This window comes from Paenibacillus plantarum, assembly GCF_013141695.1.
Lineage (GTDB): Bacteria > Bacillota > Bacilli > Paenibacillales > NBRC-103111 > Paenibacillus_E > Paenibacillus_E plantarum.
In genome coordinates this window covers 21,418-41,711 of record NZ_WHNY01000075.1, presented here as the reverse complement: position 1 = coordinate 41,711, position 20,294 = coordinate 21,418, and the positions used below count along the sequence as shown (strand labels likewise).

The window sequence follows — 20,294 nt, the reverse complement described above, 5'->3', positions numbered from 1 at the left end:
GATAGCATGGTTGGCTGTGGATGGCTTGGATCACGAGGATCGGGTGGATGGCTTGGATAGCGTGGAAAAGGAGCATGGCGTGAAGAATGTGTGAGAAACTCGAATCCCCATATCTCGCCGCGCCACAAAGAAGAGCTAAGCATCCGCTTAGCTCTTCTCATTTCATCTATTCCGCAAAATAATTGCTTTCATGCAGCCAATCCGCGATTTGGAACGATCGCAGAATATGGTTTTTCTCAGCATCCTGCGGTTCACCAACCAGCGTACCATTGTTGAGAATGGTGAAATTTCGATTCGTATTCACGAGGATTTTGCCCATCGCGGTTGACTCGAATTTCGCCTTATCTACGCCCATCACATAGGCAAGTGTAGGTAAGATGTCGATTTGCCCCCCGATGGTGGGAATCTTCTCCCCTTGCATGCCTTTGCTGTAAATCATGAACGGGAGCTGCAGCGAATGCGTTCTCCAGGCTTCATTTTCTAAGGCAGGAATCGCATCAACCTGGTCTTGATAGTACTTATGCACACCTGTATGATCCCCATATATCGCAACTACTGATTGATCTAATATCCCTAATTGATCCAACTTGTCAAGGAATGCACCAATCTGCTTGTCTGTGTAATTGATTGCTTGAAAGTAGGCACCCATGATCGTCTTATCCAAGCTTGGATCGAGCTGAAGCGATCTCGTTTTCGCCGGCAAATCGAAGGGGCCATGGCTAGACAATGTAATGACATGCAGCATGAACGGGGATTGGACAGTTGCCATTTTGTCCCCAAGCTGACGGAGGTAGGACTCATCCGATAAACCAAGACCGACAGTATCGTCTTCCTTATATTTACGTAGGTCCCAACTCGTTTGGTACCCGATATTGTGATGGGCCTCAACCCAATTCCAGCTGCCCGCAGGTTCCGAATGCGTGGAAATCGTCTGATAACCCATACCTTCCATTAACTTTGGCAACGAGTTATATGTGTTGGTTGGATACCGAAAGAAATTCGCACCCGATCGAATGGGGTACACAGATGTCGTCGTCAGCAAATCGCTATCTGAGCTCGTCCCATTGTTAACCTGCTCATAGAATTGGTTGAAATATAAACTATTGCCTAGTATACGGTTTAGGTTCGGCGTAATTTCCTGTCCATTCACCTTTTCACCAATAACGAAGTTTTCTAGTGATTCTACCTGGATGACAATGAGATTCTTCCCTTGAAACATCCCTTTGTAGTTATTATCCGGAAGGCTTTCTGCGTTTCCTTTTAACCACTCCTGCACTTCTGTACGTTCTTGATCAGCAAGCTTGATACTGTTCGATGCACCGAACAGCCGTATCCCATCATACAGATGATAGCCAATCGGTGACATATCTGACATGGATTGAAAGGGAGCCCAGCTCAGATTAAAGAACATCATCTCGCCATTCGTCGTATTCTTAACATCAATACGATAGTGTTCGTAGGAAACAACACCCACAGCAAGGATGATCAGCAGAGCTGCCAGAATCGGCTGCCTTTTGTTTTCACGTCGACGGGATAGAATTGGTGAGTTTCTAAAGCGAAACAGTGCAACCGCAGCAATCACCACAAGATCCACAAAGAACCATAAATCAAACGCGCGTATAAATGTCCACAGATTATAATCGAGAGGATTAAATCCATTGGGATGAGCAAGGAAGCGAAGCGATAGAAACGCTGAATAGGCTCTGTAATACACTAAATCGCAAAACAATACTAAACTAAACAGCACCTGTACACTGATCAAATAGTTGCGACGGCCTCTTTTTTTGAAGAATAGTCCAAAGGCTACGACAAATACGATAAACATAAGATGCGACATGACAGGCGGGATGGTGAAATACATTTTGCCAATATTAATCCCTGCCATATCTGGAGCATGAAGAGCTGCCAGCAAGAGCTGGGACTTCCATAGAATTGCAAAGAACGTATACAAAGTCAGCTTCTCGCTGCTCACGACTACTTGAAGAACATTTTGAATCGTGTTGCGGAAGGTCTTTCTTTTATAGGATGATAATTGCAGCAAAAACGGTTCACCTCATACCTCTTGATTTTAAGCCGATTTCCCCATTTTACCACAAGTTGTTCGCGTATGTTGCTTACAAATATTGCAATCTAGCGACAGCAAAGGGCAATATGCCGCTCTCCACAAACAAAAAGAACCTGAGACGAGTGTCTCAAGGTTCTTTCAACTGCTGCTTTCTCCCATAAAATCGTCACTTGATATAAGTTAATAAATTATAGATCAGAACTGCAGCCTGTGCACGATTCGTCGTATCCTGTGGAAACACTTGATTCGCGTAGCCATGTACCAGCCCTATTTTAACCAGCGTAGCAACACTTGCGAACGCATAATCAGATATCAACGAGACGTCTTCAAATATAGTTAGATCCGATTGATCTCCTACAAGGGTGAGATGATTCGATACGCGTAATGCTCGATCTGTGAGCACCATCATATCTTCTCTCGTAATCGAAGCTTTAGGATGAAATTGATTCACTTCGTCTCCTTGCACAATGCCCAAATTTCTTGCAATAGCTACAGGCTGTGCATAATAAGCATCAGCTTCAATATCATCAAATGGTTGGCCGACTGTCCCCTTCAAGCCAAGCGCTCTCATCAAAAGCACAAGGAAATCTGCACGCGTCACCGCTGAATCAGGACTGAACTGCCTCTCACCAGTGCCATTCACGATCCCTTTGGAAGCCAAATCTTCAATCGCCTCCACCGCCCAATCGAAGGAATCAAGATCGTCGAAAGCATATGGATGATGTATCGTAAGTGTGGATTTCGCATTTATTTGCTTCGTAAAGTTACCAAGATTGGAATCTACAATCTTCACACTGCTTAGTGTGAGTTCATTGTTTCCATTCTGGATCGCTTGAAAATGCAACTTGAATAGGGATTGCTCACCTTCAAATCCTTTCCCTTTTCCAACCTTTGTATGCGCAAGCTGAATATGTGAATTCTTCACACTCGGTGGTACAGAGAACCCAGGTACATCGGATTTGGCATCTATGAATGTTAACCTTGTAGGATCATACTCCAAATTAATTTCGAAAGCATAGACATCAGTCAATTGTTGTCCCGCAATGACCACTTCAATGGTGTCACCTTGATTCGGCATGAGTGTTGAAACCTTCATCGTAAATGTGCCTGATTCATCGGCCTCAGAGGCCCAACTAGTTGTAGGAAGAATCCAACTTATAAAGAGTACTAGTACAAAGCTTATTTTCATCCATTTTCGCAAAAACATGTTCGATGTCCTCCCTCAGCACTCAGAACTCAGAACGATTCATTCCCGTACAATGAAGATCACCCGCCATGAAACTATACGAAATGTATCATGACGGGCGATGTTAAACTTGCTTAACCTTGCTTACGCGTTATTAATAAACAAAATCTTACTGTTGCAGAATACGTTGTGCCACAGCAGCCAAATCAACCAGATCCACTTTGCCATCCCTGTTGAAGTCAGCTTTCTTGAACTGTGCCCAATCTGTATCTGCGGATGTTTTGCCGTAAGCCGCTGCGACGTTTGCCAAATCTATGACGGAGAGGATACCATCATTATTCAGATCTCCTGGATCGCCAACGTATCTCAGCGAGTCAAAGACATCTAAAGCTTGTTGCAGATTCGCTATCGCTTGCGTCACTTGCGGTTTCGTAACCGCCACATTCGCAGCAACACTTCTTGCAGCGTCGATCGCAGTCTGGAGGGCAGCTTTCGCTCCTGGAGCGTATTGACCACTGCTATAACCTTCTGTTGCGGCATCATACAAGGATTGCGCCGCAGCAATCTTACTATTCAGAATCGACAGATCGACGATCGCTTTCACCAGAATCACTTCCGATGCTGAACCAAGGTTCGTTGCCGTCTGCAAATCAGCTAAGGCAAGACTGTCTAATACGATCGTTGTGGACACATCGTCACTTGGCGCTAACGCCTTCCAATGTAGTAGCATCAACGGTCCGTTGACATCACCACCAGCCAAATTCGCTGTCAGGATGCGGATATGTCCTGCTCCAACCTTTTGACCAATGATCGTAATGGCAGGATTTAATGATTCCACCGAGTCAAATTCAAGCAATCCAGCGTCATAAGACAATTGAATATCTTGTGCATACACACTGGAAACAACATCAGACAAATTTATCGTCGTCTCAAATGATTGCCCGCTTGTGACTGTCGTAGGTCCCACTATGGAAGCTGATGCAGGTACGGACCCGTACACTCTCACTTCATGAACAGACCACCAGCTGGAATTCGTTCCTGTTTGAACAACTTTGAAGAATCTCGTCACCTGTGGAGCAAAATCAATGGTGATTAGCTTGTTGCTGCCCACTCCCGTGGCGATCGGACTGCCCCAAGTTGCACCATCATTGGATACGTATAACGCATAACCCCGTGCATAGTCATTATTGCTGCCTGTAGAATCCAACTCAATGCTATTGATACTTGTAGGTACCTTCATATCAATGGTGAACGATTGCTCTGGCGTTGGCGCCATCGGTTTGCCTGCGCTCCAGCGCGTACCCATATCACCATCTATGAGGTTTGCTGCTGGATCCGCTGATGTCGAGGTTGCTGTCCATGCAGAGCGATCTAAGGCTCTCTTCGGCGTTGTTACGCTTAACGCCGCACTTAACGCGGACACATTGTTTCCACCATCTTTGGCTTTCACTGTGTAGCTGTAAGTTGTCAGTGGTTTTACTGTAGTGTCCAGATACTCAGCCGTAGTTGTGTGGCCAATGAGCGTCCCATCACGATAAACATCATAACCAGTGACATTGAGGTTATCTGTCGATGCGGTCCATCCAATTTTGACACGATCATGTGCCGCTGTCTCTTTAAGGACCAAATTAGTAGGCACGCTCGGTGCTTCCGTATCCCCAGCATCTGTCCCGTAGAAGTTAATCGTTTGTCTTTGAGCGCTGCCTGATGTCCCGTACACACGACCGCCGATACCATTAATAATGTGTGTGATTTCACTGCCCGCTGTACCATTTAACCAAATGGTTGTCGCATGATGAATTTTGACGCCTGCCGTATTCGGCACTTCGATGGCATTTTCCAACTTCACCGCTGCATCTCGGAAATAAGAGTACACCCCAAGTCCCCAAGCTTCATGGGTCGTAACGGTATCAGCTACTTTATAAGAGGCATATCCATTCTTGCTTCCGTCCATCCAAGCCGCTTGATTAGGAACATCATAGGGAATCTCGGACTGATAGAAGTAAACGCGACCGCCGTTCCCATTCCATAGGGTTTGATACTCATTGTGATGCTCATTAAATAAACCGTACAAGGTAACATCATCACCATTTACAATGAGACCATTGGTCGAAACATTCTCTGTCCAACCTGCACCTGCACCGTGGTCAGCACGCCACATCCAGAAATGATCACCAATGATGTCATCGCTGTTAATGGTCATTTGTGCTTTATTTTCCCCAACAACAGCTCCGCCAGTACGGAAAAATAAGTCATGCAACGAGGTTGGGTTAGCTGCGTGATCTAATGAACTGCCCGTTGGTCCGACTTCTAATAACGACGAGGTTGCATTTGGCCCCGCCTCATACAGCAATCCTGCCAGCTTCACGCCATCCACATCAGCAATTGTCATCGCTGGCTTATCTGTCGTTGGAATGAGCGTCGGCATCCCGATGCCCAACACAACTGTATTCGCATTATTGATACGAATTGTATCATCAATGTGATAAATTCCTGGCGTAAAGAGCAAATTCTTGCCATTCGCCAATGCAGCATTGATATTCGTAGCACTCGTTGTTGCGGGCACATCTGCACGTACAATATAGAATTGATCGATACTGATGGAATTACCTGGTGTTGCGCCATTTGCCCAGCTTGCACCTTGTGTATTCTGAGAAAGTGACGGGACGAATACTTGATATTCATTCGCGTTATTGATATAGAGATACGGCTTCTCTCTTATGACTGGCGTCTTCTCGACTACTGTATAAGGCGGATCCGGAAAGTTTCCAGTTGGCGTATTCTTGTCACCGACGAACACCATGTTCCAAACCCCATTGGACCAACTCGACCACTGACTGTTTCGCGAGAACCATTGTTGCTGTGAAGCCGGTGTTACTTGACCATCTACGATGGAGTCCGCGAGGAAGCCGCCACTTGCCCATCCTGCGCCCCACCCCGAATCAAAATCGAACAAATTTAATTTCCCTTTAATATGCAAACGCCTTAGTGGTGCTGCTTGTGAAACCGCGATTTGCGTTGTCCCTGCTGAGAAATGCGCTGGCGCTGGCGGTGTATAATTGAAAGTTGGATTAATGCTCAGATTTTCTATCCCCCGCCAAAAATTTCGTGTCGCATTCCCATTATCCCAATCCGCATTCACATTCAGACCGCCATTGATCAGCACATCATCTGGATTGAGCCCGAGCCCTGAAGCTTGTGTGTTAAACCCAATAAAGTAATTGCCATTATACGTTCCCGGTTTAAAAAGAAAAGCATCTCTTTCCGAACCAAATTCATTGGACTCCTGTCTTGTGAACACCGCATTCACAGCACTCTGAATGTCAGCTGCAGGCATATCAGGATCAAATACATACACATTTGGACCAAAAATGGATGAATTGGCATCACCGATTGGTGTTGCTGCACTCGAAACACCAGGACTCCACAAACTAAGAACGATTGCCATCATCGATACAGATGAAACCATTTTTTTCAAACTACGCATTGTATACCTCCCTTAGATTAGAAACGATCTATCCTGCTCCACATTCCGTTGGTAAGCGATTACATAATTGCTCCGATCACCCTCTCGTCTTACAAAGTAGGATGCTGACTCGTAGTTGGTATCTCCATCATAGAAAAATATGGATCGTAATGAAAGCGGTAAACTTAAGAAGATTAGGAGAGTTACTTAAGGTATTGGGATATTTTAACTATAACGACGACCTTGCCTTATTCTACCTTACTTATGGATATGCTGAAGAATAGCAGGTCGATATCCGATCATTTTCTACCCTGGTCCTTATCCTGTTCACCTTACGAAACATCCGAAAATCCTTAGAATGAAGTAGAGTCAATCAATCAGGAGGTCGAACATGAAAAAACTAACACTTATCTCTACAGCTTTACTTGCAACAACCGTTCTTGTATCCGCATGTGGAAATGGCGAAGAAACTGCTCCCGCAGATAAAGGCACATCCGGCGAGAAAGTAAAGCTTACCATTTGGCACAACTGGTCTGGTCAAGATGCGAAAGCTGTTGCTATGCGTAAAATTCTGGATGATTTCCAAGCTCAAAATAAAGATATCACTTTGGAAATTGAAGGTCTTCCAACCGACGGTTTAAAAACGAGACTGAAGACCGTAGCAGCAGCCAATGAAATGCCTGACTTATTCGTGATGTGGCCAGATGCGATGACGAAGGAATTCGTTAGCGGTAACTTGCTTCAACCGATCAATGAGTTCTTGGATAGCAAACCAGAATGGAAAAACAATTTCATTCCAGGCGCTTTAGACGGATATACGGTAGATAGCAAAATCTACTCCGTACCTATGAACTTATCTCCAACTTCCTTTATTTACTACAATAAAGCGCTTCTTGATCAGTATCATGTTGCTGTTCCTAAAACGTGGGATGAGCTTATGGCCGCTGTCAAAACGTTCAACGACAACAAAATCATTCCAATCGCGCTTGGTAATAAAGCAAACTGGGCTGCCCAATCCACGATTTTCAGCGGACTTGCTGATCGTATGACGGGTTCTGACTGGTTCCTTAAAGCTGCTAAGCAAGATGGCGTGAAGTTTACAGATCCTGAATTCATCCAAGCTTTAAAAAAGCTGCAAGAGCTAAGCAATGCCAAAGCGTTCCAAGATGGCTTCAACAGTATTGATCAAAACCAAATGAGACAACTGTTCTATCAAGGTAAAGCTGCGATGTTCATCGATGGTGGATGGGCAATGGCTGACGTCGTTCAGAATGCACCGAAAGATTTGCTTGCCAACACACATATCGCTCTACTGCCATCCATTGCAGGTGGAAAAGGTGATCCTCAATCCACGTCTGGTGTAGTTGGAACTGGACTTGGCGTTAGCAAGAAACTTACTGGAGCTAAAAAAGAAGCCGCTCAAAAATTGTTCTATGCACTATCTGGTCCAGATGGTCAACAAGCAACGCTGAACAGCTCCACATTGGTTAGCTACAAAATTGATCTTGATCCTTCCAAAGCAAACCCGTTATTCGTTGAACTCAATGACCTTATGAAAACAACGAAAATCACACCGGTTTATGATGCTAAACTAAGCTCCGCTGCAGTTGAAGTTATCAATAATGGTCTACAAGAACTTCTAATGGGTGGAAGTGCCGAAGCGATTGCTAAGAAAATTCAAGACTCACAAGCTGCGTCATTAGGTAAATAATACGTTATCGTACAACCAGCCCTCCACATCTGTGGCAGGGCTGGCTAATTTCATACAAGAAGGTAGTGAGATTGATGAATGCTGCTTACGTCCGCAGGTTTGTTTTTATGAGCCTTGCCCCTGCGATACTTGTTTATGCCTTATTTGTGTTTGTCCCCGTTATCTGGTCAGGCTACTATAGCTTCTTCGACTGGAAAGGTATTGGTACGGCGAAATTTATCGGTTTGAAAAACTATGTAGAAATTATTCATGATCCTATTTTTTGGACATCCTTAAAGAATAACCTTATTTTTCTTGTTGTTGCTGTGTTCGGCCAGCTGCCAGTTGCTCTCATTCTGGCCATTCTGCTGCATAAAAGCAATGCGCTTCAACGGTTCATCCGTTCTGCCGTCTTCGTTCCGATGGTCATGTCCTCGGTCGTGATCGGAATGATCTGGCAATATATTTATCATCCGCAAATCGGAATTCTGAACCTTCTCCTAGAGAAGCTAGGTTTAGAATCTTGGAAGCTGCAATGGTTATCAGATCCTAAGATCGCTATCTTCGCATTAGCTCCTCCTCTGATTTGGAGCTTTGTCGGTTTGTATCTCATTATTTTCATCTCGGCTTTTCAAAATATTCCTGGTGAAATTCACGATGCTACGCAAATCGATGGCGCTGAAGGTGCACGCAAGTTATTCTCCGTCACCCTGCCGATGATGTGGAGTACAGTACAAATTGCCATTATTCTATGTATTTCTGGTAGCTTAAAATCCTTCGATCTCGTGTATGTCATGACCAAGGGCGGACCCGCTCACGCAACTGAGCTACTCGCTACGTATATGTATAATTCGACTTTTTCCTCATACCGATATGGATTCGGTAGTGCCATCTCGACAACAATCGTCTTGATCAGCCTTATTTTCATTGGAATTAGCCAATGGGCAACAAGTCGTAAATCCAAAGTATAACGAAAGGAGGAAGCTGACTATGTCTTCTATTCCCATTCAAGTAAAATCGACTGCGACAACCCGCAAGTTCTCGTTTCAAGTATGGAAACAAGGCGCACTCTGGACGTTCTTAACCCTATATGCGATTCTCACGCTTTATCCGTTGTTTTGGCTCGTTATTTCCTCATTTAAAACGAATAGTGAATTCTTTAATCATCCGTTCGGATTGCCCCAAGTATGGAAATTTTCGAATTACGTAACCGCATGGCAAGCATCTAAAATGGGTACGGCTTTTCTCAACTCGGTCATCGTCTCGCTGGTCTCACTCGCACTTACGCTATTTTTAAGTTCCTTAGCAGCTTATGTATTAGCTAGAATCAAATTCCGTTTCAAAGGCATTATCCTGGCATTCTTCGTCATCGGGATGCTCATTCCCATTCATAGTACATTAGTACCTTTGTTTATTCTCATGAAACAAATTGGTCTATTGAATACGTATTGGGCGCTTATCTTACCTTACACGGCTTTCGCATTACCGACTGCCATCTTCGTTCTCACTGCCTATTTGGCTTCCGTACCCAAAGAAATCGAAGAAGCTGCCTATATTGATGGCACGAAACTTTGGGGCGTATTCTGGCGTATTATGCTGCCAATCTCACTGCCGGCCCTATCAACAGTCGTTATCCTGAGCTTCTTGCATTTCTGGAATGACTTCTCGTTCGCACTTGTTTTTATTAGCAAAAGCAGTTTAAAAACGTTACCGCTAAGCATCGCTAATTTCGCTGATGGTTACCAAACAGACTACGGCTTAACGCTCGCCGCTATGACGATCGCTGTCATTCCGACAATTGCCGTGTACTTGGCCTTCCAAGAGCAAGTTATGAAAGGGATGACCGCGGGAGCTGTAAAAGGCTGATTGATTTCAACGATCCAGACAACGAGTTAGGAGATGACACGTGTTGCGCGAGTGGTTCGGCTATTCTTTACAGCGTAAGCTATCCTTCATTATGCTTGTCACAACCTTAATCCCCCTCTTGTTTCTGGGTACTTTCGCTTTTACAACATCATCGGATATTACCAAAGAAAAGGCGCAGCAAGCAGGCTTGAATTCACTCGCGCAAATGGATGCCAAATTTCAATTCATTCTGAAAGATGTTGAGAATATTTCTATTTTTCTGATCGGGCAAAGGGATATTCAATCGTATTTGAAACGAACTGATGAGAATTTGGATGCGCAAGCACAAATCCTTGGGTTAATGACGAATCTGGTGTACACCAAGGATTACATTTCAAATATCACCATTTATCCCAGCAATAACACGATGCCTCTCTCTACCTCTACGATCTACAATTCGAGTTTGGATCAAGAGATCGCCATTAAACAGATAACAGATAAGTTGTGGACGGGCTTATATCACATTGAGAATTATTTGGGGAAACGACAAGTATTTTCCTTTATACGACCCGTACGCGCTATGAATACCTTTCAAACACTTGGTTGGTTATCGATCAGTGTGGATGAGCAAGTGCTCTCCCGTACTTGGTCCGTTCCACAGTTAGCCGATGGCTATGGCCAAGTTGCTTTGTTAAATGATCGGAATGAAATCATGTCTTCAACCACGAAGAGTTGGCTGTCACAAGAAGCCGATAGCTTGTTCCCTGGTATAAAAGATCGCGTTCGCGGCTATTCTTCCGGGGTATGGACGTCAGGTGCCGGGAAAACACAACAAAGCATTCTATTTTATCGAGAACCGATGATTAACTGGACAATTGTTGGCATTATTCCATCAAAGCTATACAGTGCGCAGAATCGGTACATTTTGCAATTAACAGCCGTTGCTGTGGCGCTTTCTGTCCTTACCAATGTGTTTCTCACCATATTCGTCATTCGTAAGGTCACCACGCCTCTCGGATCGCTAACCCGATTGTTAACCAAAATCAATCCTGATGAACCTTTACCCCACTATCCGGTATACACCTCAGATGAAATTGGGCGACTAGCTGGCAGCTACAATTTGTTAAGCACACATATCGAAGCCTTGAAGAAGCAGCTCATACACAATGAAACGCGCAAAAAAGAAGCAGATATGCGGGCATTGCAAGCTCAAATCAATCCGCATTTCCTCTATAACACGCTGTCCTCGATTCATTGGATTGCTTTGCTCAATGAAGAGAATCGCATCGCCGAGATGGTCGGTGCCTTAAGTGACTTCTTGCGTTTCAGCTTGAATAAAGGCAAAGAATATTGCAAGGTCTCGCAAGAGCTAGCCCATATTCGCAATTATGTGCAGGTTCAATCCATCCGTTTCCCAGATGAATTTACCGTGGATTACGTGGTTGACGCTCGACTTAGCGATACGTTCATGCTGAAATTGTTGCTTCAACCATTGGTTGAAAATGCGATGATTCATGGTATTCAAATGAAAGAGGAACCAGGTGTTATTTCCATTTATGTTGAGCTAAAGGGCAATTCGATGCATGTCAAGGTGATGGATGATGGCATCGGGATGACGGAAGATCGGTTGCGCGAAGTCACTGAAAGTTTATACCCTGCTGAGGGCATGGAAGCTAACGATGCCAGTTATGGGCTGCGTAATGTGCACGAGCGACTGCAATTGCATTACGGGCTTGATTCGGGGATCAAGATCGAGAGCCGATTGAATGAAGGCACGTGTGTGTCATTTGCGATCCCAGTTTTGGAGGATAACCATGAAAATCTTGATCGTTGATGACGAGGTCATCATCCGAACAGGCTTGGCCAAAGTCATTAATTGGAAAGAGATTGGACTCGAGCTGCTTAAACCAGCCGTTTCGGCCGAAGAGGCGCTTCGCCGCATGCCTGAGGAACGTCCGAACATTTTATTAACGGATATCCGAATGAAGCATATGAATGGGTTAGAACTTGCCCTTAAAGCGAAAGAAATTATCCCTGATATCGAGACGATAATCTTATCTGGGTATGATGATTTCATGTATACACAGCAAGCGATTCGGCAAGGAGTCAGCGACTATCTCTTGAAATCCAGTCGTCCTGAAGAGATTATGAAAACCGTCCTTCAAGTCAAACAGCGCATTGAAGATAAATGGAAGCATCTCAATCAGGATCAATATAAGAACAAAGAAGTTCGCAATCGTTTGTTTGAACGCTGGATTATCGAGGGGGAATCCGCCGCAGTTGATGCAGCTATGCTGCCGGACTACCTTCCTCTCCTATTTCTCTCACATGAGCATGAGCAACCCAAATTTCAAACCTACGTGGTGACCGCTGAAGGATGGGGAGAAACAGCATCGGAAATTTCTCTGCTGCTTTTCGCCGTTGACAATATGCTGAACGACATCTTGCAATGTGAAACGTTGATTTACAGGCAACGGATTGTCGTGGCGCTTCCCAAAACAAGCGCATCTGACTTCTTCGATCATCCTGATTCAGCGAAGCAGAAAATCGAGAGGCTGCTCAAATGCAAAGTCAGCATTTCCGTCGGTGAAGTCGTAGGGCAACAGTCTGATTTATATAAATCGTATGTCACGGCGGACTATGCGTTTAGCTATAAACATCACCTCGATGAATCTATTCTGATTTATTCAGACATTGTTAAGCGTAAAGGCGGCAAAACTGTCTGTACGCACGAGGAGGAGCTCGAGCTCTCTTCGATCCTGTTGGAGGACGACTCCGTTGCATTGAAGAACTGGGTTCAGCGACATATGCATTCGGAATTGAGCGACCCGCACATGACGATCGAATCCCTTGAATCGTTGGTCCGTTCAGCTGCCCTGTCTGCTCATCGTTGGCTGGAACGTGTATTAACAGCAACGGGACGACAAGGCGCACTGGATGGTCAAAATATCGCCTTCGTCGTCAAACGGGATATTGTCCTGAAGGATGCCTTATTTCAATATTTATTGACCGTTATGGAACTGTATCATCATCGATTGGGGAACGGACAAGCCACACATACACAGAAAGCCATGGCCTACATCCACGAGAATTTGGGGAAAGATGTTGGCCTGCAACAGGTTGCTAAATATGTGCATCTGCATCCGAATCATTTGAGCGAAGTGTTTAAAAAGGAAGCCGGTATTACGTTTGGTGACTATGTGACACGACAAAAAATTAATCGTGCCATGGAAATTCTAACCGTATCCCCTGCCAAAATAGCCGATGTCGCAAGCTCCGTCGGTTTTGAAGATATTAAATATTTCAGTCAAGTGTTTAAGAAATTCACTGGCAAAACGCCAAGTGAGTTCCGGGAGGAAGCAGTCCTTCACCCTGCTGCTCCACCTCCAAAATTTTAACAATATCATGGTGTAAGAGGAGAAATCACAGATGGAATTATCAGGATTATGGCGATTGCAGCAGTTCGAAGTAGGACAAGTTCGACCACTTGACGTCGCGGCAGCTTGGTTAGACGATCGTTTCTGGATTACAGCGAAGGTTCCCGGGGATGTCCATTCCGCACTCATTGAACGAGAATTGATTGAGAATCCGTATTTCGGTCATAATGATGCGAAGAGCCGTTGGATCGAGCAGAAAGAATGGTGGTACCGCCACTCCTTCAATTATTCGTTAGTGCATGGAACCGATGAGAAAGAGAAGCATGAATTAACCTTCGAAGGTCTTGATACGTTTGCTACGATCTATGTGAATGGGAAGGAAATCGGAACAACGAGCAACATGTTGATGGCTCATACCTTCGATGTTACACGCGTCATTCAGGATGGTAAAAATTCAATTGCCGTTAAATTTGATCCTTTGCATTTACATAACAAGGATAAAGAATTATTCCAATGGTCCTCTTATACGAAAGAGCGCCCTTGGCTGCGTAAAGCTGCGATGAACTTCGGCTGGGACTGGGGTCCTCGTATGGTCACGGTCGGTATTTGGGGCAAAGTCTTTATCGAGCGTTACCGCCGCGCGAAGCTGGACAGTGTTTTTGCAAGAACACGCACGATCCATGATACTGGGGCAGAAGTACAAGTTGATGTCGACGTAACAACACTTCGCAAAGGTGTACAGAAGTCATGTGACATTCGTTTAGTGGACGCAGCTGGTCAAGTGGTTGCTTCTGCTCAGGGGAATGTGCAATCTACTGAATCGTTTACTTTACAAGTTGTTGATCCACAACTTTGGTGGACACATGACCTCGGCAAACCTTACTTGTACGAGCTGGAAGTTGTTCTATATGCAGACGGTGAGCAAGTTGATGCGTATCGCAAACCCTTAGGTATCCGTACGATTGAGCTGCAATTGAAGGATGCGGAAGGTCAGAATGCCTTTGCTTTTGTACTCAATGGTGTCAAACTATTCGCCAAAGGTACCAACTGGATCCCGGCTGATCACTTCATTGGAAGTATTCCAGATCAACGCTATCGAGACTTAATTGATCTTTCGGTTACTTCGAATCAGAACATGCTTCGTGTATGGGCAGGCGGCATCTATGAGAAGGATGTCTTCTATGAGGAGTGCGACAAGCGGGGCGTTCTGGTTTGGCAGGATTTTGCCTTCGCAAATGCGTTGTTCCCTGATTTCAACCGTGACTTCATGGAGAATGTCCGGAACGAAGTTATTTATAATATCAAACGCTTGCGCAATTATACGTCCCTAGCTTTGTGGTGCGGAAATAATGAAATTGATTGGCTGTATGATATGAAATCCGCTGGAGGCGACATCAACTGTCCGTTCTATGGGGAAATCATTTACCATGAGTTGATTCCTGATGCGCTTGAGTTGCTCGATGACAGTCGTGCCTACTGGCCATCTTCCCCATTTGGCGGCAATGATGCCAATGATCCTGATGTCGGCGACCGCCATAACTGGCAGGTGTGGCATGGTTCCGTGTATCCACGTCAATTCGGTGATGTGCCTTTGCTTGATTACAGTATTCAAGGCGTCACGTTCAAAAATTACAAAAAAGACTTCACCCTTTTCAGCAGCGAATTCGGTATGCACGCCTCTGCCAATCGGTACACGTTGGAGAAAAACATTCCAAATGGCCAATTCTACTGGAACAGTGTTGAAATGGCTTATCGCAACAAAGATACCAATCACCAAAAAGGTATTCTCCTTATGGAAGGATACACCGGTATTCCGACCAACATTGAGGAATATATGAACTTCTCCATGCTGACACAAGCCGAAGGCTTGAAGTATGGTATTGAGCATTATCGCCGGAACAAGCACCGCACGAGCGGTTCCCTCATCTGGCAATTGAACGATAGCTGGCCAGGCACAAGCTGGTCGCTCATTGATTATGAATTGTTGCCTAAGGCTTCCTTCTACTACGCAACGAAGTTCTATCACCCGCTTCTGCTCTCCATCGATCATGAGCCTGGGCAGGACTTGCACGTGTGGGCTGTCAACGATACGTTGGCTGAGTTACAAGGGCAAGTTCACGTAACAGTTTATAACTTCTCCGGTGAGGAAGTGTTCAAGCATACATTCGAGGCTTCTGTGGCGGCGAACTCTGCGATCCAACTGGGAAGTCTGCCAGAAGCTACCGTCTTAAATGGAGCATCTGCGGAGCAAGTTGTTGTCCGCGTTCACACAACAGACTGGGCTGCGCCTGATAATCTTCATTATCTGCGCGATCAGAAAGATCTTCAGTTCCCTGCGACTTCGCTTAGCGTGAACGTCGATGCAGAGGCGCAAACTGTGCAGATTACCGCTAATGGCGCACATGCGCGGATGGTGAAGCTGGATCTGCCACAGGGTAACATTCGCTTCAGCGACAACTTCTTTGATTTGCTTGCGGGTGAGCAAGTGACTGTGCAGATTAGTGATCCAACTGGTGCCAAAGTAGATTTGAATCGTTTGACTGTGAGTGCAATGAACGTTTGAGCAAAATGAGCGAATGAGAAATGCTGAAAACTGCCTTTTTTGCAGTTTTGGCGGAGCTTTGGAAGTTTGGGTAACAGAAATAAGATAGCAAGGATGCAGAAAAAGGCTTCTCCACTTGGTTGTAAGCCGAGTAGGAGAAGCCTTACTACTTTGCCACTATTTGCTTTTCTGTGCGCTAACTTTCAAGAGAACGGTTACCGCCTCTGCTCTCGTCGCATGATCTTGCGGGGCGAATTGGTTATCACCTTTTCCTTGCATGATACCGGATTGCAACATGAAAGCAACGCTGCCCTTTGCCCACACGGCAATATGCTTATCATCCGCAAAGCCTGTTCCAGTTTCCGTCACTTTAGCTTTCCCCAGAGCGCCCGCGATCACTACCGCCATCTCGGCTCGCGTAATTTCAGCATTGGGACGGAAGCTGCCGTTTTCATAGCCATGCAGGATACCCTCTCGCACTGCAAGTCCGATGGCTTTTTGCGCCCAAGCTCCAATCTCCGTGTTATCTGTAAAATTCAGTTTCACTCCTTCGCCTTCCGGCTTCAACGTGTTCATCAGCATGACCGCAAACTCCGCACGTGTCACTGTATGATTCGGTTTGAATGTACCGTCCGGATAACCCGTGACGAAACCGTTTTGTATCGCTTGCTGGATACCTGACTCAGCCCAATGCCCCGAAATATCACTAAAATTCAGTTTTACTACCTCTCGGTCAACTGCAAATACCGCATATTTCGTAAAATGATTCACATCTACGGTGATTTGATCCCCGTTTACCTTCCCGCCAGGAACTTCCACCCATACCTTGTTCGTTTCGTCAAAATAGAAAACCGCTGCTCTTTGGTCAGTTGCTATGCTTGCCTGATCGAATGCAAACGTCAGCGTAATCGGTTTGCTGAAGTTCTCCGTAAAGTTCTTCAGAATCTCGAAGATTGGGCTTGCTAACGTCTCATTTCCCTTAATTAATTCCTGTGTATCCAACACTTTATCAATGGTCACATTGAGTTCTTGGGATGAAGCATCCGCCGGAATCGAAATCGTTACTTCCTTGTTCAAACTAACTTCACCGGTTTTACCAACCGGCAGTATCAAATTACCATCTGTGGAGGTAACCACTGTAGAGATTGGTGACGCTGGCAGTGAGATTGGACCGCTTCCACCTTGCACACTTGGCGAGCTTGGCGCACCCCTTTTCACAGTAAGCACATAGGAATGTGAACTTCCATCTTGTGCATACACATCGATAAAGATTGGATTCTGCCCTACATTCAGGTTAGATATCGTGTACACGTACACATTACCGGTGACTGAACTCGTCGTGTAAGTCACACCAGTAACTGATAGAGTTTGATTAGGATTGGCTTTGGTTAAAGTCATTTTGAAACCTGTAACGCTGTTCGCCACATCCACAAGATAAGAAAACTCTGAAGGATTGAATGTCATTGCACCTTGATCAACTACCATGTTAGATAGCGAAGCATCGGTGCTAATCACTTCTCCTGTGCCTGCGCGAATATCCTGCGAAACTATGGCATCATCATAATTTGGTGCAATGACGGTGATAAAATGGCTTCCTAATGACAATGCGCCTGCTTTGAAAGAGATTTTTCCAGCGTTTATTGAATATTTCGCTACTGGCATCGTCTTCGTTCCGTCTTTGACAGCTGTGATCTCATCCCGCCAATTCACATCATCCGCAAACGTGATGTCAATCGCGCTCGCTACGTAATTATCTGTGTTATCTGAAGTTAGATTCGGCGAAGGCATCCACTTCACGATTTGAGTAATACTTGTATCGAAATAGTCGGTTGCCGAAATTGTAATGGTATGATCACCTTGTGCGAGTACACCAGCCCTAAAAGTGATTTTGCCAGGCTCGACGGTGTAGCTCTCTGATGGTATGGTTATTGCTCCGTCCTTCACCGTCGTAATGGCACCGCGCCATGCCGCATGATCAGGGAATGAAACAACGATGTCATGCGCAACATCATTGGCCGTCGTGTCCGCCGCTAACGCCACTGGTTTTAACTGCACCAACTGGTTCACAACAGCATCTTCATAATGCCTCGTGGATACCGTGATGGTATGATTCCCTAGGTTTAGCACGCCGGGATTAAATGTTATCTTACCAGGGCTAACCGTATATACAGCTGACGATATTGTAGCCGCGCCATCCTTTACTTCGGTAATCTCATTGCGCCATGCCGACAAATCTGGGAAGGTAAGTTCAATTGGACTTTCCGTGTTATTACTGGTGGAATCCGCGGTCAAGACCGGTGCTGTCAAAAAGAATTTCAGAATCCCAGGCTTACGATTGATCGCAGGATCTGCCCCTAAGATGAAGGCGCTATTAGCCAAATAGGGAATACCGTTATGCACATATAAAGAATTTGCCATCACCGATCCTTCAGTTATTCCCGAAACACCTACAGATACCCAAGTAATTCCATTAAATTTCTTCACAGCTGTTGTTCCATCCGTAAATCTGCACGCCACATAGAGCACACCATCAGATAGAGAGAAGGAGGCATAGCTGATATTACTTGAATCCCCTATTTTCAAACTCCCGTTGTCTACCCTAGTCCAACTGCTTCCTTCATACTTTTTCAAGGTGACACCATAACCAGTTTGCCAATCCACATACGCCACATAGGGTATGCCACCGTTGAAGGTCAAGTAGGTAGTCGAATATCCGCCTGTCGCAAATGGCCCCAGATTGACCCAACTACCGTTACTTGTATCAAATTTTTTAAACTCTCCTGAATAACTTGTCATACCTTGCCATGTGCCACCTACGTTGATGCGATCCGGTTTCTCATTACGATAAGCCACATAAGGGACGCCATTATCAACCGATAGGGAGATCTGGGATACCGGATCCTGTGAAATTCCCGCAGTGCCTATTAATTCCCAACTGTTATCGCTTTCTTTATACTTCCTCACTGTCAGTTTATCGCCATTTGCTCCGTCTTTATAGGCAAGATAGGGAATTCCATTCGAGATCGCTATTGACATCTCGAACGCCCTGTCAGTGGAAATAGCTCCACCACCTAAGAGTTGCCAACGGTTTCCGTCGTATTTTTTGACATAGGCTTTAAAACCATTCGCTATATCCGAATAAGCCGCATATAACATATTGCCCGAAACGGCAGTAGATAAGTAAAATGCTGTCCCTAGAAGTCCATCCGTCCCCCCGGAAATGGTCTCATCTCCTGCAGAAACCCAATTGCGACCATCCCATTTTTTCACAAACAATTTGTTTAGAGTCTCTTCTATATAAGCCAAATAGGGCGTATCCTGAACGAATTTGAGTGACATATTATAGGATGCATTTTGCGAGATGCCCTTAATGCCTACATACTGCCAACTACCAAGTTCATTCTCTTCTAACTGATTAATTTCTATCACCCTATTGAAAGGATCACCAAGGATATCCTTCAGTGCACCGGGAGCTATTCGTATTTGATTGTCTAAGCCCATCAGCGGTTTCTGAAATGTAATGACAATCGTACCGCCCCCAAGAATGGAAGTCGTGTTGCTGACGGAATCGTCTGTCGTTAAAGCAGTGAAATCAGCCTCATCCGTTCTTTTGACCGAAATCTTATTCTTCAACTCCTCTAGTGTCCCAGCGTTCGTTTCTGTAGAGGAAAATGTAAGCGTAACTGACTTATTCCCTTCCCCGACTGACGCAGACCACGAGACATCAAGCGATGGCTCCGGCTCACTTACCATACAATAATTGCTAAACATGGCACCCGAGACAGGAGCAAACTCGCTCGCGCTGCATCGTACGCCTTCCACGGATGAACCATTAAGTTGGTACGTTTTAGGCGTCAGCTTTTTAATAACCCATACTTGGTTTTCAAACGTTGCCCAACCGTACTCGACTATCTTCGTACCCGTAAATGAACAATTCTCTCCTTCGCCGGCACAGTACGTCCATGACGCAGCAGATGCTTGCTTCATATTGGGATTGATAAGCCATAAAAAGGAAAATAATGCGCACCCCGCTATAATAATTATAAGCTTTAGTAAAAAGTCTTTCTTTAATCTTGCTATCAGTATCATCGTTATACTCCTTTTACAGGCAAATTTTAATTTT

General features: G+C 45.1%; 10 protein-coding genes. 6 read left to right on the top strand and 4 right to left on the bottom strand.

Features of this window, described 5'->3' with window-relative positions:
- Window positions 1-166: 166 nt before the first annotated feature.
- The 3 genes from GC096_RS28210 to GC096_RS28200 all read right to left on the bottom strand — a co-directional run bounded on the left by GC096_RS28210 (window position 167) and on the right by GC096_RS28200 (window position 6,738).
- Window positions 167-2,041 (bottom strand): LTA synthase family protein, encoded by a 1,875-nt coding sequence (locus tag GC096_RS28210; protein WP_171634919.1) that lies wholly within the window; start codon window positions 2,039-2,041, stop codon window positions 167-169.
- 190 nt (window positions 2,042-2,231) lie between these two features.
- A complete protein-coding gene (locus GC096_RS28205; RefSeq protein WP_171634917.1) occupies window positions 2,232-3,272 on the bottom strand; it encodes an S-layer homology domain-containing protein in 1,041 nt (346 codons plus the stop codon).
- A 148-nt stretch (window positions 3,273-3,420) separates the two neighbouring features.
- On the bottom strand, window positions 3,421-6,738 hold the full coding sequence (locus GC096_RS28200; RefSeq protein ID WP_171634915.1) for a pectate lyase-like domain-containing protein: 3,318 nt from the start codon (window positions 6,736-6,738) through the stop codon (window positions 3,421-3,423).
- A 370-nt stretch (window positions 6,739-7,108) separates the two neighbouring features.
- Between GC096_RS28200 and GC096_RS28195 the strand changes: the two genes are divergently transcribed.
- The 6 genes from GC096_RS28195 to GC096_RS28170 all read left to right on the top strand — a co-directional run bounded on the left by GC096_RS28195 (window position 7,109) and on the right by GC096_RS28170 (window position 16,192).
- A complete protein-coding gene (locus GC096_RS28195; RefSeq protein WP_171634913.1) occupies window positions 7,109-8,428 on the top strand; it encodes an extracellular solute-binding protein in 1,320 nt (439 codons plus the stop codon).
- Between the two features lie 74 nt (window positions 8,429-8,502).
- Window positions 8,503-9,378, top strand: a complete 876-nt coding sequence (locus tag GC096_RS28190; protein ID WP_171634907.1) for a carbohydrate ABC transporter permease — start codon at window positions 8,503-8,505, stop codon at window positions 9,376-9,378.
- Between the two features lie 19 nt (window positions 9,379-9,397).
- Entirely contained in the window at window positions 9,398-10,273 is an 876-nt protein-coding gene (locus GC096_RS28185; RefSeq protein ID WP_171634906.1) for a carbohydrate ABC transporter permease, read from the top strand.
- Between the two features lie 40 nt (window positions 10,274-10,313).
- Window positions 10,314-12,086, top strand: coding sequence for a cache domain-containing sensor histidine kinase (locus GC096_RS28180; RefSeq protein ID WP_312886360.1), 1,773 nt, complete (start codon window positions 10,314-10,316; stop codon window positions 12,084-12,086).
- Window positions 12,067-13,650 (top strand): response regulator transcription factor, encoded by a 1,584-nt coding sequence (locus tag GC096_RS28175; RefSeq protein WP_171634904.1) that lies wholly within the window; start codon window positions 12,067-12,069, stop codon window positions 13,648-13,650. Before GC096_RS28180 ends, GC096_RS28175 begins: the two co-directional genes overlap by 20 nt.
- 31 nt (window positions 13,651-13,681) lie before the next feature.
- On the top strand, window positions 13,682-16,192 hold the full coding sequence (locus GC096_RS28170; protein WP_171634902.1) for a beta-mannosidase: 2,511 nt from the start codon (window positions 13,682-13,684) through the stop codon (window positions 16,190-16,192).
- 156 nt (window positions 16,193-16,348) lie between these two features.
- On the opposite strand, the gene GC096_RS28165 is transcribed toward GC096_RS28170, so the two are convergent.
- Window positions 16,349-20,260 carry a hemoblobin-interacting domain-containing protein gene (locus tag GC096_RS28165; RefSeq protein ID WP_171634901.1) on the bottom strand — a complete coding sequence of 1,304 codons (3,912 nt, stop codon included), beginning with the start codon at window positions 20,258-20,260 and terminating at the stop codon, window positions 16,349-16,351.
- Window positions 20,261-20,294 lie beyond the last annotated feature (34 nt).

Coding starts and splice junctions, on each gene's coding strand:
- GC096_RS28165 (WP_171634901.1), bottom strand. CDS start 20,260: ATGATACTGATAGCAAGATTAAAGAAAGACTTTTTACTAAAGCTTATA.
- GC096_RS28175 (WP_171634904.1), top strand. CDS start 12,067: ATGAAAATCTTGATCGTTGATGACGAGGTCATCATCCGAACAGGCTTG.
- GC096_RS28190 (WP_171634907.1), top strand. CDS start 8,503: ATGAATGCTGCTTACGTCCGCAGGTTTGTTTTTATGAGCCTTGCCCCT.
- GC096_RS28185 (WP_171634906.1), top strand. CDS start 9,398: ATGTCTTCTATTCCCATTCAAGTAAAATCGACTGCGACAACCCGCAAG.
- GC096_RS28200 (WP_171634915.1), bottom strand. CDS start 6,738: ATGCGTAGTTTGAAAAAAATGGTTTCATCTGTATCGATGATGGCAATC.
- GC096_RS28170 (WP_171634902.1), top strand. CDS start 13,682: ATGGAATTATCAGGATTATGGCGATTGCAGCAGTTCGAAGTAGGACAA.
- GC096_RS28195 (WP_171634913.1), top strand. CDS start 7,109: ATGAAAAAACTAACACTTATCTCTACAGCTTTACTTGCAACAACCGTT.
- GC096_RS28205 (WP_171634917.1), bottom strand. CDS start 3,272: ATGTTTTTGCGAAAATGGATGAAAATAAGCTTTGTACTAGTACTCTTT.